This is a genomic window from Enterococcus sp. DIV1758 (assembly GCF_051711985.1).
GTDB classification, from domain to species: Bacteria; Bacillota; Bacilli; order Lactobacillales; family Enterococcaceae; genus Enterococcus; species Enterococcus faecalis.
This window is the reverse complement of record NZ_JBIOOA010000001.1, coordinates 500,999-516,429: the sequence shown is the minus strand read 5'-3', so window position 1 is coordinate 516,429 and position 15,431 is coordinate 500,999. Positions and strand designations below refer to the sequence as shown.

The 15,431-nt window shown below is 38.1% G+C and carries 13 protein-coding genes; 5 read left to right on the top strand and 8 right to left on the bottom strand.

Annotation, left to right across the window (positions count from 1 at the left end):
* Positions 1–93: 93 nt before the first annotated feature.
* Positions 94–1,377 carry a trigger factor gene (tig, locus tag IGJ52_RS02715; protein ID WP_267593743.1) on the bottom strand — a complete coding sequence of 428 codons (1,284 nt, stop codon included), beginning with the start codon at positions 1,375–1,377 and terminating at the stop codon, positions 94–96.
* Positions 1,378–1,640: 263 nt separating this feature from the next.
* On the opposite strand from tig, the gene IGJ52_RS02710 reads away from it, so the two are divergent.
* From IGJ52_RS02710 to IGJ52_RS02700, 3 genes are read left to right on the top strand one after another with little or no spacing between them, the layout of a single operon-like run.
* On the top strand, positions 1,641–4,016 hold the full coding sequence (locus tag IGJ52_RS02710) for a hypothetical protein (protein ID WP_438791884.1): 2,376 nt from the start codon (positions 1,641–1,643) through the stop codon (positions 4,014–4,016).
* A gap of 55 nt (positions 4,017–4,071) precedes the next feature.
* Entirely contained in the window at positions 4,072–4,809 is a 738-nt protein-coding gene (locus IGJ52_RS02705) for a WxL domain-containing protein (protein WP_002382990.1), read from the top strand.
* Between the two features lie 35 nt (positions 4,810–4,844).
* Positions 4,845–5,924: a DUF916 and DUF3324 domain-containing protein gene (locus tag IGJ52_RS02700; RefSeq protein ID WP_002419984.1), complete on the top strand. Its 1,080-nt coding sequence runs from the start codon at positions 4,845–4,847 to the stop codon at positions 5,922–5,924.
* A 44-nt stretch (positions 5,925–5,968) separates the two neighbouring features.
* On the opposite strand, the gene ptsP is transcribed toward IGJ52_RS02700, so the two are convergent.
* The 3 genes from ptsP to IGJ52_RS02685 all read right to left on the bottom strand — a co-directional run bounded on the left by ptsP (position 5,969) and on the right by IGJ52_RS02685 (position 8,324).
* Positions 5,969–7,696, bottom strand: coding sequence for a phosphoenolpyruvate--protein phosphotransferase (gene ptsP / locus IGJ52_RS02695; RefSeq protein ID WP_002382988.1), 1,728 nt, complete (start codon positions 7,694–7,696; stop codon positions 5,969–5,971).
* Entirely contained in the window at positions 7,696–7,962 is a 267-nt protein-coding gene (locus IGJ52_RS02690; protein ID WP_002355551.1) for a phosphocarrier protein HPr, read from the bottom strand. Before IGJ52_RS02690 ends, ptsP begins: the two co-directional genes overlap by 1 nt.
* A 170-nt stretch (positions 7,963–8,132) precedes the next feature.
* The gene (locus tag IGJ52_RS02685; RefSeq protein WP_002366170.1) at positions 8,133–8,324 is read right to left on the bottom strand and encodes a hypothetical protein; all 192 of its coding nucleotides are present in this window, start codon (positions 8,322–8,324) and stop codon (positions 8,133–8,135) included.
* Between the two features lie 301 nt (positions 8,325–8,625).
* On the opposite strand from IGJ52_RS02685, the gene IGJ52_RS02680 reads away from it, so the two are divergent.
* Both IGJ52_RS02680 and IGJ52_RS02675 read left to right on the top strand, forming a co-directional pair.
* Positions 8,626–10,866: an AAA family ATPase gene (locus IGJ52_RS02680; RefSeq protein ID WP_438791883.1), complete on the top strand. Its 2,241-nt coding sequence runs from the start codon at positions 8,626–8,628 to the stop codon at positions 10,864–10,866.
* A 194-nt stretch (positions 10,867–11,060) separates the two neighbouring features.
* The gene (locus tag IGJ52_RS02675; protein WP_002355547.1) at positions 11,061–11,375 is read left to right on the top strand and encodes a DUF1827 family protein; all 315 of its coding nucleotides are present in this window, start codon (positions 11,061–11,063) and stop codon (positions 11,373–11,375) included.
* A 41-nt stretch (positions 11,376–11,416) separates the two neighbouring features.
* Here the strand turns inward: IGJ52_RS02675 and IGJ52_RS02670 are convergent, their stop codons facing one another.
* The 4 genes from IGJ52_RS02670 to IGJ52_RS02655 form a co-directional block, all read right to left on the bottom strand.
* Complete coding sequence (locus IGJ52_RS02670) at positions 11,417–12,487, bottom strand: hypothetical protein (protein ID WP_010715038.1); 1,071 nt, start codon at positions 12,485–12,487, stop codon at positions 11,417–11,419.
* A 66-nt stretch (positions 12,488–12,553) separates the two neighbouring features.
* Entirely contained in the window at positions 12,554–13,201 is a 648-nt protein-coding gene (locus IGJ52_RS02665; protein ID WP_002382984.1) for a DUF421 domain-containing protein, read from the bottom strand.
* Between the two features lie 15 nt (positions 13,202–13,216).
* Complete coding sequence (locus tag IGJ52_RS02660; protein ID WP_002355544.1) at positions 13,217–13,660, bottom strand: DUF3290 domain-containing protein; 444 nt, start codon at positions 13,658–13,660, stop codon at positions 13,217–13,219.
* Between the two features lie 175 nt (positions 13,661–13,835).
* The gene (locus IGJ52_RS02655) at positions 13,836–15,410 is read right to left on the bottom strand and encodes a peptide chain release factor 3 (protein ID WP_002355543.1); all 1,575 of its coding nucleotides are present in this window, start codon (positions 15,408–15,410) and stop codon (positions 13,836–13,838) included.
* Positions 15,411–15,431 lie beyond the last annotated feature (21 nt).

Here is a 15,431-nt window from a genome sequence, read left to right as displayed (position 1 = left end):
AAGTTATTTTATATGAAAAAAACTGTAGATGAAAGACACCTTCCATCTACAGTTTTAGAAAACTCTATCGAATGAAGAGCTTATTAAAAATGTTTATTTTTCAACAGCTGTTTCAGTAATTGTTTCAACAGCACGTTTCATACGAATATCGTGTTCTAACATGTCGTTGTTTAATACTTTACGTACTTGCGCTTCAGGCATGTTGTATTGTTCTGCTAAATCTTTCACTTCAGCATCGATGTCTTCTTGTGTTACTTCGATGTTTTCAGCTTTGGCAACTGCTTCAATCACTAAGTTTGTTTTTGTGCGTGTTTCTGCTTCGCCTTCAAATTGTTTGTGTAAATCTTCTTCTGTAGAACCAGTTAATTGGTAGTACATTTCAGGAGAAATTCCTTGGCGTTGCATGTTGTTTAAGAATTCATCCATTGAACGGTGAACTTCGTCGTGAACCATTACGTGTGGTAATTCAACGATTTCAGCATTTTCAACAGCTAAACGAATTGCTTCTTCGTCTTTTGCTTCTTCAGCTGCTGCTTCTTTTGCTTCTGTCAATTCTTTACGGAATTTTTCTTTTAATTCGTCTAATGATTCTACTGAATCGTCAACGTCTTTTGCAAATTCATCATCCAATTCTGGTAATTCTTTTGCTTTTACTTCATGAACAGTTACTTTGAAGACTGCTTCTTTACCAGCTAAATCTTCTGCTTGGTAATCTTCAGGGAAAGTAACGTTTACTTCTACTTCTTCGCCAGCTTTTTTGCCAACTAATTGGTCTTCAAAGCCTGGAATAAATGAATTAGAACCTAATTCTAATGAGTAATTTTCGCCTTTGCCGCCTTCAAATGCTTCGTCGCCTAAGAAGCCTTCAAAGTCGATAACTACAGTGTCGCCATTTTCAGCAGTGGCATCTTCTTTGATTACTAATTCAGCTTGAGATTCTTGTTCGCGTTTCAAACGTGCTTCCACGTCTTCATCTGTTACTTCACGGTCTTGTTTAGACACTGTTAAGTTTTTGTATTCGCCTAATTTTACTTCAGGTTTTACAGTTACTTCAGCAGTGATAACCCAGTCTTCCCCTTTATTCATGCTTTCAACATCAATTTTTGGTTGTGCTACTGGTTCAATTCCTGCTTCTAATACAGCCGCTTCATATGCTTCTGGTAAAACAGCGTTTAACGCATCTTCGTATAACGCTTCTTCTCCATACATACGGTTAAAAACAGTACGTGATACTTTTCCTTTACGGAAACCAGGTACGTTTAAGTTTTTTTTCACTTTATTGAACGCTTGCGTTAATCCTTTTTCGATTACTGCTTGTTCGATTGAAAAAGTTAATACACCATCATTAGTGCCTTTTTTTTCCCATTTCGCAGACATTTGTTTCCCTCCGAATAACATTTAATTTTATACATCAAACTTTATTTATGCATACCTTTAAATAGTACACTATCCCTAGGAAAATGTAAATATTTTAAGTGCTAAGAAGTGAAAGAAAGACTCGATTTTTAGCAAACTATCAGTTTTTTAATTTTTTCGGATTAAAAAAGCATAGAATTTCGAGAAATTTCCTTCTTAAAACCCTAAAAGATTGTGAACAAAATATCTTGTTCATCATCGGATGTAATCGCTTTACTTTATGAATGGCCCATTATAGAATGTATGTACTCAATATTTACGTATTATATATTTTCGTCATTATACATATAATATCAAAAAAGGAGGGGATGGTTTTGAATAAGTTCGTCTGGGGAATCTTTTCTTGCATCATATCATGGCTTTTTTTATCGCTGACTCAACCTTTGATGGCTCATTCTGAAACACTGAACCCTACAACTCACGCCTCTACTTTTAGTGAAACATTTACCTCAGTTTCAACAGAACAACAAACAACTCAAGCAACCGATATCGTGGAACAAGAAACCGAGCAAACCCATGCTTCCTCTGAAAACGATGAACCTATGGCACCTATGCCAGCTAGTGTTTCTGTTGGTAATAGCACCTTGAAAAGTACCTTAAGTACGGGAACGTATAACCAAGATATTATCACACTTTCATATGAATACAGTGTGACACTTATCGGCTTAGCAATTAATGATCGGCCGATTATTGCTATTCAACTTCCTACAGAAATTTCAAGCCAGTTAGATAACGACACTCTAAAGCAACAAGATTTTCTGACTCTTTTAACAGGGACTGTTAGTTATCCAGGAACAGCCACTCAAGATATTCACAGTTCAACTAACGGCGTCAGCCTCTCTTATAGTAGCACTTATCATTCTGTTTATCTAACTTTTCCAAGTAGCACCTTGGTGTTACTTCCCGGAACCAAATGGTCTGCCGCCATTTCGTTTGATGTGGGCGCACTTTATAAACGAGGAATTTCAATCCCTCCTGCTCTTAACGGCAAAGACTATCCGATTCGAGGAACCTTTACAGATGTCGGCACTGGATTAGGTGCAATTAATATTATTATTGGAAACAATACAAAAACAGGCGTAATTAGCAAAGCTCAACTTAGTTTAGGGAATTACCCCGTTCCTCAAGTCACACCAGCCAAACTAACTCAACCAAATCATCTGGACACTACTGTAACAGGGACCATTCAACAAGTACAAGACCCAAACTATAACTACTCTGTTCAATTAACCTTGAACCGCCATGATGGCACCACTACCCCCATTGTGGTGAAAGGGATTTCTGTCGATGCAGCCGGAAATTTCTCGACATCTTTAGCTTCACCATTAGAATATGGCGACACGCTCTCTACAATTGTCTTTGCTCGTTCAAAAACGTCAACCGACTATATTCAAAGCAGCCCCTCAGCTGACCAAAGTGTCAATTGGTCAATCCAACCAGTCACAAACGTAGTCGCTAATGCCGGATCAACTCAACTTTCAGGTAAAGCTTCTCAAGCATCTAACGGAACCTATCAAGTTAAAGTACAAATAAATGGTGGTTCTATTTTCACAACGTCCTTAGATTCCAATGGCCATTTTCAGTTTGCTAATTTACCCACTTTCCAAGGGGGAGAAACGGTCAGCTTGTGGGTCCAAGGTCTCAGCAATCGCACTGGCCTGCCTTTGCTAACCAGTTCTACTGTTTCTCAAACAGTTGCTTATCCTGTGCCTCAACTAACGGTCACGCAAACCATTGAGCGGAAAAATGCACAAGGGCTCTGGGAAGCTGCAAACTCTGTCGTAAGTGGTCAAATCATTCGTTTCACGTTAATCACACGTTTAACCAATCAACCAGCAACGTGGATGAATCAGCAATTACGAGCAACGGTGCCTAAAGGACTGGCTCAACTTTCAGCTGCTACATTAACAAAACAATCAGCAGCAGGTTTAAGTACGCCAATAGCTGGGCTTCAACTTTTAACTGATAGTTCCACTGGTTTGCCGTATTGGAGTTATCATAATTCGCTGCCAGCAGATAATTTTACGGAAGCCAATACACAATTCACCTTACAATATACAGCAACGGTTACAGAAGAATGGATAAACCAATTTCTTTTATTTTCTAGCACGGTTACTGGCAATGATGGTGGCGGAACGCCAATTACGCCAATTACTAAGGAACAGTCTTTACCTATCAAAAACGGTACCCTCCGTTTTGTGCAGATGCCAACTACAGTTTCCTTTAAAAATTTACCTTTTCCCAGCAAACGAACCATATACTCACCATCGACCATCAGCGCTCCTTTCCTCATTGCCGATGGTCGTGTTGCAAAAACACCATGGCATTTGTTGGTAAGAGAGAGTCAGCCCATGCATTCAACTTCTACAAATAAAACGATCCAGCAAGCTTTCATTTATCGAAAAAATGGCAGTGATTTCCCTATCTCCTCTTTAGCAACCGAAGTTTATCAATACACCGCAACGGACGATAACAATGTAGAAATTCCTTGGAACCAACAAAATGGACTTTTTTTAAGCGTTGCTCCTGACCTTAATTTAACGGTCAAAGAATCTTACACTGCCGAATTACAATGGATTCTTTCTGATACACCCCTCTAATTAGGATTTAGCTTTTTTAAAAGTTAAAAATAAACAAGAAAGAAGGAATAAAAAAATGAAAAAGATCGTGCGCATTTCAAGCATTTTGTTCGTTGCTACGCCTCTTATGCTTTTAAATAGTCCAAAAGTTGAAGCAGCTCAAGTCGCTTCTATTCAATCCAACGCTGATATTACGTTTGCTCTTGATAATACTGTCACGCCACCTGTCAACCCGACGAACCCTTCTCAGCCTGTGACACCTAATCCTGCTGATCCTCATCAACCTGGTACAGCCGGACCCCTTAGTATTGACTATGTTTCAAATATCCATTTTGGATCAAAACAAATTCAAGCCGGAACAGCAATCTATTCGGCACAACTGGACCAAGTACAAAATAGTACTGGCGATTTAATTAGCGTGCCAAACTATGTTCAAGTAACTGACAAACGTGGTCTAAATCTTGGCTGGAAATTATCAGTTAAACAGAGTGCGCAATTTGCTACAAGTGATTCAACACCCGCTGTTTTGGATAATGCATCCTTGACCTTTTTAGCAGCAACACCCAATTCAACACAGTTACTTTCTTTGGCGCCATTAACGGTCCCAGTAACCTTGGATCCAACTGGTGCCGCTACTTCTCCTGTGGCGACTGCCGCTCTTTCAACAGGAATGGGCACTTGGACATTAGCTTTTGGTAACGGAGCGACCGCTGCTCAAGGCATTCAATTAACTGTTCCTGCGACAACGAAAAAAGTTGCAGCTAAACAATATAAAACAACGCTTACTTGGATTTTGGATGATACACCACTTTAAAAGAAAACAAACAAGGTATTGCATGAAACAACTTCATGCAATACCTTCTTATAAAAAATTGTCAAAAAGGAGTGCACACTATGAATCAGCAGCTTTTTAAATGGCTCCATGCTATTAGCGTCATCATTTTTTTATTTTTTATTGGCTCTTATTCTGTAGAAGCAAGCGAAATGACTTTTTCTGTAAAAGCCATTTTACCCGACAATCAACGAACCAAAGAGACAAGTTATTTTGATCTACGTGTCGCTCCAAACCAAACACAAAAGCTACAAATCGAACTAACGAATCAAACAGCCAACGACATTACCGTGCTAGCTTCAGCCAATGCAGCGATTACTAATGATAATGGCTTGGCAGATTATTCTCATGCTGAAACAAAAAAAGATCCATCTGCACCTTTTACCTTTAATGAGATTGCGCAATTACCAAAAGAAATCTACCTACCTAAACACTCAACCAAGACTGTTGAATGTCAGCTTACTTTACCGGAAAAACCATTTAATGGTTATGTTTTAGGAGGACTCTACTTTGAACAAAAGTCAGATGAACAACCTGCTCACTCAGAAAACGGCGTGGCCATCAATAATCGTTTTTCTTATGTAGTCGGTGTCTTACTTAGTGAAACAGATGAACCTGTTCAGCCAAAATTATCTTTAAATGAAGTAAAAACCGATCAAGCTAACGGTCGTAACCGCGTATTAATGAATCTCCAAAACAAACAAGCGGCTATGATTAAAAAATTACAAGTCGATGCCTCTTTATATTATGAAAAAGAAGCTAAACCTCGCTACGAAAATCACCAAGAGTCGTTAACAATGGCCCCTAATACAAATTTTAATTATCGGATTGACTTAAAGGAACAACCTTTTGTTCCTGGAAATTATACTGTAAAAATCAAAGCAAACGATGGCTATCAAGACTATTCGTGGGAAAAACACTTAGTCATCCAAGAAAAAGAAGCTAAAAAATACAATGCTACCGCCGTCAACCTCCCACCTGAAAAGCACACCAATTTCCCTTGGAAACTGGTGTTTAGCATCACGCTAGTTTTTCTATTCATTTTGGGAAGCACGATTTATTATTTCAAGAAAAAAATACGTGAATCGCAACAGTAAAAAAGCACATCGACAATTGTCGATGTGCTTTCATAATCGCTTAATTATTTTGTATATTCTTCAACTAATGCAACGACTTCTTCCATCGTGTCGCATTCTTTTAATGCGCGGTCAGCAAGTTCAGCCATTTTAGTTGTGTCTAGACGTTTCATCAAGCTACGTGTTTTAAGGATAGATGTAGCACTCATTGAGAACTCATCTAAGCCCATACCCAATAGTAATGGAACAGCTGTTTGATCGCCCGCCATTTCACCACACATACCAGCCCATTTACCTTCAGCGTGTGCTGCATCAATTACATTTTTAATTAAACGTAAGATTGATGGGTTGTATGGTTGGTATAAGTAAGAAACGCGTTCGTTCATACGGTCTGCAGCCATCGTGTATTGGATTAAGTCGTTGGTTCCAACACTAAAGAAGTCTACTTCTTTGGCAAATTTATCAGCTAATACGGCAGCTGCTGGAATTTCAATCATAATACCTACTTGGATATCGTTTGAAACTTCAACACCTTCGTTGACTAATTTTTGTTTTTCGTCTTCAAAGATTGCTTTCGCTGCTCTAAATTCTTTCAAAGTAGCAACCATTGGGAACATGATACGTAAGTTACCATGAACAGACGCGCGTAATAATGCACGCATTTGTGTACGGAACATGCCGTCACCTAGTTCTGATAAGCTAATACGTAATGCACGGTAACCTAAGAATGGGTTCATTTCGTGTGGTAATGTTAGGTAAGGAAGCTCTTTGTCCCCACCAATATCCATTGTACGAACCACAACTGGTTTTCCTTCCATTCCTTCAAGAACTGCTTTATACGCTTGGTATTGGTCCTCTTCAGTTGGAAAGTCAGATGAATCCATGTATAAGAATTCTGTACGATATAAACCAACAGCTTCGCCGCCGTTTTTGTGTACGCCTGCTAAATCTTTTGGTGTACCAATGTTTGCAGCTAACTCAACATGTTTGCCGTCAGCTGTCACTGTTTCTGCATTTTTTAGTTTATCCCATTCTGCTTTTTGATCTGCATAAGCTTTTGCTTCTGCTTCAAATTCAGATTTTTCAGCATCTGTTGGGTCAATAATAACATCCCCAATGATTCCGTTTACTGCTAAAATATCGCCTGCTTTTACTTTGTCAGTAATTTCTTTTGTACCAACGATTGCAGGGATTTCTAACGAACGAGCCATGATTGCTGAGTGAGAAGTACGTCCGCCGATGTCTGTCACAAAGGCTTTAACATACGTACGGTCTAATTGTGCAGTATCACTAGGTGTTAAGTCATGGGCAACCACGATTACTTCTTCGTTAATCATTGAAGGATTTGGAAGAGTCACACCTAATAAATGTGCTAAGATACGTTTGGCAACGTCACGAATATCTGCTGCACGCTCTTGCATGTAAGCATTATCGTCCATTGCTTCAAACATACCAATATACATATCCGTAACTTCTTTCAAGGCAGCTTCTGCATTGACTTTGTTGTCTTGGATATTTTGTTTGATTTGACCAACCATTTCTGGGTCAGATAAAACCATTAAATGAGCATCGAAAACTTGCGCTTCTGCTTCACCAAGGCTTTGAGCTGCTTTGTCACGAATTGCTTGCAACTCTTCAGTAGATTTTGCTAAAGCATCGTCTAAGCGAGTTGCTTCTGCTTCAGTATCTTCTACGGAAGTTTTGTTGAAAGACAAGTCAGGTTGAACTAGCAGGTAAGCTTTAGCAACAGCAACGCCATCACTTGCGGCAATCCCTTTTAGCATCTCAGACATTATTCAGCCAATCCTTCTTTTTGTAATGTTTCAACGATTGCTGCCATTCCTTCAGCTTCGTCAGCACCATCAACAGTGATTGTTACGTCAGAACCTTGACCAACGCCTAAAGACATAACGCCCATGATTGATTTTAAGTTAACAGATTTACCTTTGTATTCTAAGTTAATATCTGAGTTAAATTTGCTTGCAGTTTGTACTAATAAAGTAGCTGGACGTGCGTGAATTCCTGTTTCTGCTACAATGTGAAATTCTTTCTTTTCCATATAAATCGGTCTCCTTCGTAAATAAAAAATTTTTATGTTAGGGTTTTCCTTTCTTGATACGCTAAAATCAAACGTCTACTCGAAAAAAGACCCTTTCAGTTTCTAAGATTACCATTTTTTTCTATCTTACACAACACTTTTTACTTAAATTTCGTGATGTTTTGCACTGACTATTCTTCCTCTTTTTGGTAACGATAAATGATTCGTCCATTTAACCCCGCTTCTCCAACAATTTCCGCGCGGTCAGGCAAAGAAATCCAAGCATCACGAAATTGGAAAAATTCATTTTGCTCCACGATTAATTCAGAGATTTCTCCAGCTTTTAATGAAGCAATTTTTTCTACAAAAGGATTTTCAGCCATTGATTTCACCACTCTTTCTCTTAAATATCAACTCTTATAGTTTACTTGAAAATGGCGCAATTGTCTGTAAAAAAATCGAATCTTTGTCTTTTTTTAAACAAGGTCTTTTACTTGATTCTCTTACAAAAAATGCTATAATAACCTCAAAGGTCAAAAATGGTCAAGTGGTTTTATAGACAGAATTTATTCTTGCTATCTAGTACTTGGCTGGTTTGAGGAAAAATGGTCTGTTTACTAGAAATAATAGAGCAAACAGCTATTTTTCTGGCCTCAGTTATTTTGAAAGGATGTGTTTCATTCAATGATTTGTCAAAATTGTCAACAAAATGAAGCAACAATTCATTTATATGCAAATGTGAATGGTCAAAGAAAACAACTGGACTATTGCCAAAGCTGCTATCAAAAATTAAAAAATCAAGCAAATAATTCCCCTCAAAATATGGGACAAGACCCTTTTGGCTTTGGGAGTTTAGACGATTTATATCGCTCTCTTTCTCGCCAAATGCAACAAGGGAATCCTTATGAACAACAAACACCACCCACTCAATTTGGTGATGGTGGTAATGGCGGTCAACCCCCTCGCGGAGGCGCTGGCGCTGGTCAAGGTTTACTAGGCGAGTATGGGATTAACATCACCGAAGCGGCACGCCAAGGAGATATCGATCCTGTGGTAGGACGTGACCAAGAAATTAAGCGTGTCATTGAAATCTTAAATCGCCGTACAAAAAACAACCCCGTTTTAATCGGTGAACCAGGTGTTGGTAAAACAGCCGTTGTCGAAGGTTTAGCCCAAAAAATTGTCGATGGCGATGTGCCCCAAAAATTATTGGACAAAGAAGTCATTCGTTTAGATGTGGTTTCACTTGTTCAAGGAACTGGTATTCGCGGACAATTTGAAGAACGGATGCAAAAATTGATTGAAGAAATCACTGAAGCTGAAAATGTCATTTTATTTATTGATGAAGTCCATGAAATTGTGGGTGCCGGTGCTGCTGGTGATGGCAATATGGATGCTGGCAATATTTTAAAACCAGCCTTAGCACGTGGTGAATTACAATTAGTCGGTGCCACAACTTTAAATGAGTACCGTATTATTGAAAAAGACGCTGCCTTAGAACGTCGGATGCAACCAGTCCAAGTAGATGAGCCAACCGTTGCTGAAACCATAACGATTTTACATGGTCTGCAAAAACGTTATGAAGATTATCATCATGTTAAATATACAGATGAAGCGATTAACGCAGCAGCAAACTTATCCAACCGTTACATTCAAGATCGCTTTTTGCCAGATAAAGCGATTGACTTGTTAGATGAATCTGGTTCAAAAATGAATCTAACTATTCAACTCGTCGATCCAAAAACAATTGATAAAAAATTAGCAGAAGCGGAACAACAAAAACAACAAGCTTCCGCAGAAGAAGATTTTGAAAAAGCGGCTTACTATCGTGATCAAATCAATAAATTACAAGCAATGAAAGAAAAACAAATCAGCGATGAAGAAACACCCGTCATCACTGAAAAAGATATTGAAGCCATTGTGGAACAAAAAACTGGCATTCCTGTCGGTGACTTAAAAGAAAAAGAACAAACCCAATTGAAAAATTTAGCTGTTGACTTAAAAGCTCATGTTGTCGGACAAGATGATGCCGTCGATAAAGTAGCTAAAGCGATTCGTCGCAATCGTGTAGGCCTAGGCAAACAAAACCGCCCAATTGGTTCCTTCTTATTTGTTGGGCCAACAGGCGTTGGTAAAACAGAATTAGCAAAACAATTAGCCTTTGAGCTATTCGGTTCAGAAGATTCGATGGTTCGTTTTGATATGAGTGAGTATATGGAAAAACACAGTGTTTCTAAACTGATTGGTTCTCCTCCAGGCTATGTTGGGTATGACGAAGCTGGACAACTCACAGAAAAAGTCCGTCGTAATCCTTATAGTTTAATTTTATTGGATGAAATTGAAAAAGCGCATCCTGATGTTTTACACATGTTTTTACAAATTCTCGACGATAGCCGTTTAACAGATGCACAAGGTCGTACAGTCAGCTTTAAAGACACCATCATTATCATGACAAGTAATGCTGGAACAGGAGCTGTGGAAGCCAACGTTGGCTTTGGCGCTGCCCGTGAAGGTGTGACTAAATCTGTTTTAGGTCAATTGAACAACTTCTTCACCCCCGAATTCCTTAACCGTTTCGATGGTATTATCGAATTCAAAGCATTAAGCAAAGAAAACCTGATGAACATTGTCAGCTTGATGTTAGAAGAAGTAAATGGCTTATTAGCTAAACAAAAATTACACATTGAGGTTCCAACAGAAGTCAAAGAGAAAATCGTTGATTTAGGTTATGATCCTGCAATGGGCGCTCGTCCTTTACGCCGAACGATTCAAGAACAAATTGAAGACGGCATTGCTGAATACTATCTAGATCATCCTGAAAATCATCAATTAGTCGCAACGTTAGATAACGAAGGTAAAATTATCGTAACTGGCGCACAAGAAGTGACTAAAACAGAAACTTCAACATCTGACCAAGCAGAATAATCAAAAATCCACACGCATTAATAACAATGCGTGCGGATTTTTTTATGCTTTTCACTTTTTATTTTCATCAAAAAAAACTATAATAGAAGAAAGATATTCGTATACTTGTTCCTCATAGAAAAAATTCAATCTGGAACTCCTGTACATAATTGGAAACGCTCTTTTGCAGCACACAACTATAATGAGGTGATAAAATGAAATTAGTGAATGTGACCAATAGCTACAAACAATTAGTAAATAAACAATTGGAAAACACGGATGCTTACTTTGTAAAAGTCTACTCAGCAGGAAACACGACCGCTGTCTATTCAGAAGCAGCTCACCATGTGGAAGTTCTGATTATGAATAAAAATCGTCGCATTCGTCCGACAGAAGTAAAAGAAATTTTAGCAAAACTGTTGAAACGATTACCTAAAGAGGCTTATGACCCAGATGAAATTTCTATCATTGAATTAAACCATGTGACCGAAGTGTCTGTTCCATTAAAAGTTTCCCTCATGGAAAACTAAACAAACTGCCGAAGTTTCCCCACTTCGGCAGTTTTTTTAATTTATTGTGACGTTATTTTTTTTACAAGACTTTGATAATTTTCCGACCAAGCTTCCTCATTTGTCGGACTGACTAATTTGTTTTCCTCGATTGCTTTTTTTCTTAAGTCATCCACTTCTTTTTTGAAATTTTCTCCCGATTTTTGAGCATAATCTTTAGAAAAATATTTTGATTGGCGAGAATAAGCCTTCAGTTTCGCATCTTTAATCTCTTCTTCTGTATCTGCAAAATATTCATCATAACGAAGATCGGTTATTTTCCCTGAATCTTTTAACGTAATAACAGTTAAACGTCCAGAAAGCCCCTCTCCAAAATCTTCTGTTAGACTTGTATAATGTTCTTTTGAGGGTTCTTTGATTTCCTTAGCTAAAGCCCTAGCAGCAGGAAGATAGCCATTATTAGCGCTATTGGATTGACCTTTGGCTGTCTGGAAGGCACCATCTAGACGATTTTCAGCAACCATTTGATTTTCTAAAAAAGTCATCGTATTAACAACGGTCACTAACGATTGATCGGTTCGGGCGTTGTTCGCTTGAAAATTTGCATAGCCGGATAAACGTTTTGTCACTCCTGCCCATTCTTCAGAATAATAGTTTTTAGGTCCACGTTCATCAAATTCCACTAACTGAATTTGTTGATCCTTAACAACGACATCAATTAAAGCCGTATAGCCGCCATCAAACACGACTTCATGATGATAATAATCCCCTTGAACTTCTCCGATTTCTGGACGACCTGACCAATACATCTTCTGGGCTTTTTCTTCTGGGCTAATTCCTGATTGTCCATTATTAGCTTCTACTGTAGCGCCAGAAACAGCATCAACTTCAAAGGTATGTCCATTACGCTCATAACTCACTTTGGCAGCACTCTCCTTCGGTTGATCATTCGTGTTTGCCTGCTCCTCCTGCTTTACAGAAGTGGCATTAGTGGCTTCCGAGGCACCACTCGTTACTTGGCCTGCTTCTGCTTCAGTACTTTCTTTCATTTTTTCAGTTCGTTGATCTGGTTGGCACCCCATTAAAACAATCATTGAACAAAATAACCCGACAACTATCTTTTTAGTTTTCATTTTTCCTCCTTTTAAAGCTCATTGAATTACCATTCAATTCTAATATAAGTAGGATAAAAAGTATAGCTAAGTAATCGTTTTTTCTTCATATGGCGATAAACTTAACTGCCCAGATAAATACTCACCTAGATAGATTTCCTGTAATCTTTGGAATCCTTGTTCTTGGATTTGCGTTAATAGCCAGTGCTCATCCTTTTTAATTAACTCTAGGACATCCATGTTGGCTTGACCGTCCACAATAATCGGGTAACGAATACTTTCATCGCCATATTCGACGATTGTTAATTGACCATTTTGTTCTAAAACCGCCCGTTTAACAAGCTGGACTTCATAAATACCATTTGCTCGTAATTTAAACATCAGATCATTTGCAGAAATACCATTTTTCAAACATTCCTTCACCACAACCTGTCCATCCTTGATTAAAGTAATGGGTTTACCATCCACAATTTGCTTCACATAGCGATTGTGTTCTTTTGCAAATTTTAAAATTAAGACTAATAATGTCCACAAAATTAACACTAATACAAATTGAAGCACCGTAATTGAATCATTATAAATAACACCACCAATAATGCCCCCCAATACATAGTTTTGCACTTGGTCCATGGCCGATGTGGGCGCCAAATTGCCTTTTCCCATCAAATTAATTTGGACAATTAAACAAATAATACCTAAAGCAAATTTAATAATAATTGGACTATAAAACTGCATTAATTTTCCCTCACTTTACTTTATTATTTCAATCGTTGGTGTTAATAAATACGTTTCTTGTAACGTATAAGACTGCTGATCCGTACTTAAACTCATTTTATAAAACACTTCGTCAATTTTAACTATGGTTCCGTCAGCCAATTGTGTACCATTGACATAAACTTTTTCTGGAGAAACCTTTTTTTCCTGTGCCACTTGTTCGACAAAATGTACCATTTGTGAAGATTGTGAATGCTGATTTTGGTTCAGTTGATAATTGGAATATTGAACCCCTAAAACAAATAATAATGATAAAAAAATAATAATACTTAATTCACGATATTTCGTTTGAATTTGATGTCGCACATAAAAACTAAACACAATGACTAGCCCGATTAACAAAGCAAAAATAAAAAAATACTTTAAGTAATCATTTAAATTAGATTGGCTTTTTAAATACTCGATGCCATAAAAATTCATGTTCTTGTCCACTCCTTGATAGGTTCGTTATAGTAAGTATTCTATCTCAAAAAAAATAATCACGCCTGCTTTAGTGCCTTATAAGAAGAAAAAGCTCAGCGCAATCATCTTGAGAATGATTGCGCCGAGCTTCAATCTTCTAAAGATTCAGCTACTGATTGATTACAAATTAATTTTACATCAAACTTTTCAGTTCAACATCTGGATATTTATCCGCAAACCAGCGTTCCGCAAATTGGTTTTCAAATAAGAACAATGGTTGGTCGAAGCGGTCCCGTGCCAAAATGTTTCGGCTAGAGCTCATGCGTTCATCTAAATCTTCTGGATTAATCCAGCGGGCAATTTTAGAACCCATTGGCGTCATTACTACTTCAGCATTGTATTCATTGGACATTCGGTATTGGAAAACTTCAAACTGCAATTGACCTACGGCGCCAATGATATATTCTTCCGTTAAATATGTTTTATATAATTGAATGGCTCCTTCTTGAACCAGTTGGTAAATTCCTTTATGGAAAGATTTTTGTTTCATCACGTTTTTGGCAGTTACTTTCATGAATAATTCAGGGGTAAATGACGGCAACTCTTCATATTGAACATTCATTTTCCCTTCATACAAAGTATCGCCAATTTGGTAATTTCCTGTGTCATACACGCCGATAATATCGCCTGCAACAGCTTCTGTGACGTTTTCGCGGGCATCCGCCATAAATTGCGTCACGTTACTTAATTTGACTTTTTTGCCTGTTCTACCTAAAGTCACGTCCATGCCTCTTTCAAAAACACCTGAACAAATTCGAACAAAGGCAATTCGATCACGATGGGCTGGGTTCATATTCGCTTGAATTTTAAAGACAAAGCCTGAAAATTCTTTTTCGTAAGGACTTACTTCGCCACCCTCTTCTGTTTTATGCGCATGTGGCGCAGGCGCAAATTGTAAGAAGGTTTCTAAAAATGTTTGAACCCCAAAGTTTGTCAAAGCAGAACCGAAGAAGACTGGCGTTTGATCACCACGAGCGATTTTTTCCTCGCTAAATTCATCGCCTGCTTCTACCAATAACTCAACATCTTCCAACACTTGTTGATAAACGCTGTTATTGTGCAATGGTAAATCGCTTGGGATATCGCCATCTTTTAAAGGAATAAAACGCTCCCCGCCATTATTTTCTGGACGATATAATTCCACACGTTCATTATAAATATCGTATAGACCTTCTAGGCCTTTTCCCATACCAATTGGCCAGTTCATTGGATAAGATTCAATATCCAATAGTTCTTCCAATTCTTCTAAAAGTTCCAATGGTTCCCGTCCATCACGGTCCAATTTGTTAATAAAGGTAAAAATTGGAATACCACGTTTTTTAACAACTTGGAAAAGTTTTTTCGTTTGTGCTTCAATCCCTTTGGCACTGTCAATAACCATCACAGCACTATCCACGGCCATTAAGGTCCGATACGTATCCTCTGAGAAATCCTCATGCCCTGGGGTGTCCAAGATATTAATCCGTTTATCTTGATAGTCAAATTGCATCACAGAACTCGTTACCGAAATTCCCCGTTGTTTTTCAATTTCCATCCAGTCAGATTTGGCAAAGTTCCCTGTTTTTTTCCCTTTGACTGTTCCAGCTTGGCGGATGGCGCCCCCAAATAATAATAATTGTTCAGTAATCGTTGTTTTCCCAGCATCCGGATGGGAAATAATCGCAAACGTACGGCGACTATCGACTGCTTCTTTTTGATTGATCGTCATAAAAATCTCCTTATCACTTGT

What these genes read in the sequence shown, in the direction of transcription:
- tig (WP_267593743.1), bottom strand. Translation starts at nt 1,377, where the DNA reads ATGTCTGCGAAATGGGAAAAAAAAGGCACTAATGATGGTGTATTAACT.
- IGJ52_RS02710 (WP_438791884.1), top strand. Translation starts at nt 1,641, where the DNA reads ATGGCCCATTATAGAATGTATGTACTCAATATTTACGTATTATATATT.
- IGJ52_RS02705 (WP_002382990.1), top strand. Translation starts at nt 4,072, where the DNA reads ATGAAAAAGATCGTGCGCATTTCAAGCATTTTGTTCGTTGCTACGCCT.
- IGJ52_RS02700 (WP_002419984.1), top strand. Translation starts at nt 4,845, where the DNA reads ATGCAATACCTTCTTATAAAAAATTGTCAAAAAGGAGTGCACACTATG.
- ptsP (WP_002382988.1), bottom strand. Translation starts at nt 7,696, where the DNA reads ATGTCTGAGATGCTAAAAGGGATTGCCGCAAGTGATGGCGTTGCTGTT.
- IGJ52_RS02690 (WP_002355551.1), bottom strand. Translation starts at nt 7,962, where the DNA reads ATGGAAAAGAAAGAATTTCACATTGTAGCAGAAACAGGAATTCACGCA.
- IGJ52_RS02685 (WP_002366170.1), bottom strand. Translation starts at nt 8,324, where the DNA reads ATGGCTGAAAATCCTTTTGTAGAAAAAATTGCTTCATTAAAAGCTGGA.
- IGJ52_RS02680 (WP_438791883.1), top strand. Translation starts at nt 8,626, where the DNA reads ATGATTTGTCAAAATTGTCAACAAAATGAAGCAACAATTCATTTATAT.
- IGJ52_RS02675 (WP_002355547.1), top strand. Translation starts at nt 11,061, where the DNA reads ATGAAATTAGTGAATGTGACCAATAGCTACAAACAATTAGTAAATAAA.
- IGJ52_RS02670 (WP_010715038.1), bottom strand. Translation starts at nt 12,487, where the DNA reads ATGAAAACTAAAAAGATAGTTGTCGGGTTATTTTGTTCAATGATTGTT.
- IGJ52_RS02665 (WP_002382984.1), bottom strand. Translation starts at nt 13,201, where the DNA reads ATGCAGTTTTATAGTCCAATTATTATTAAATTTGCTTTAGGTATTATT.
- IGJ52_RS02660 (WP_002355544.1), bottom strand. Translation starts at nt 13,660, where the DNA reads ATGAATTTTTATGGCATCGAGTATTTAAAAAGCCAATCTAATTTAAAT.
- IGJ52_RS02655 (WP_002355543.1), bottom strand. Translation starts at nt 15,410, where the DNA reads ATGACGATCAATCAAAAAGAAGCAGTCGATAGTCGCCGTACGTTTGCG.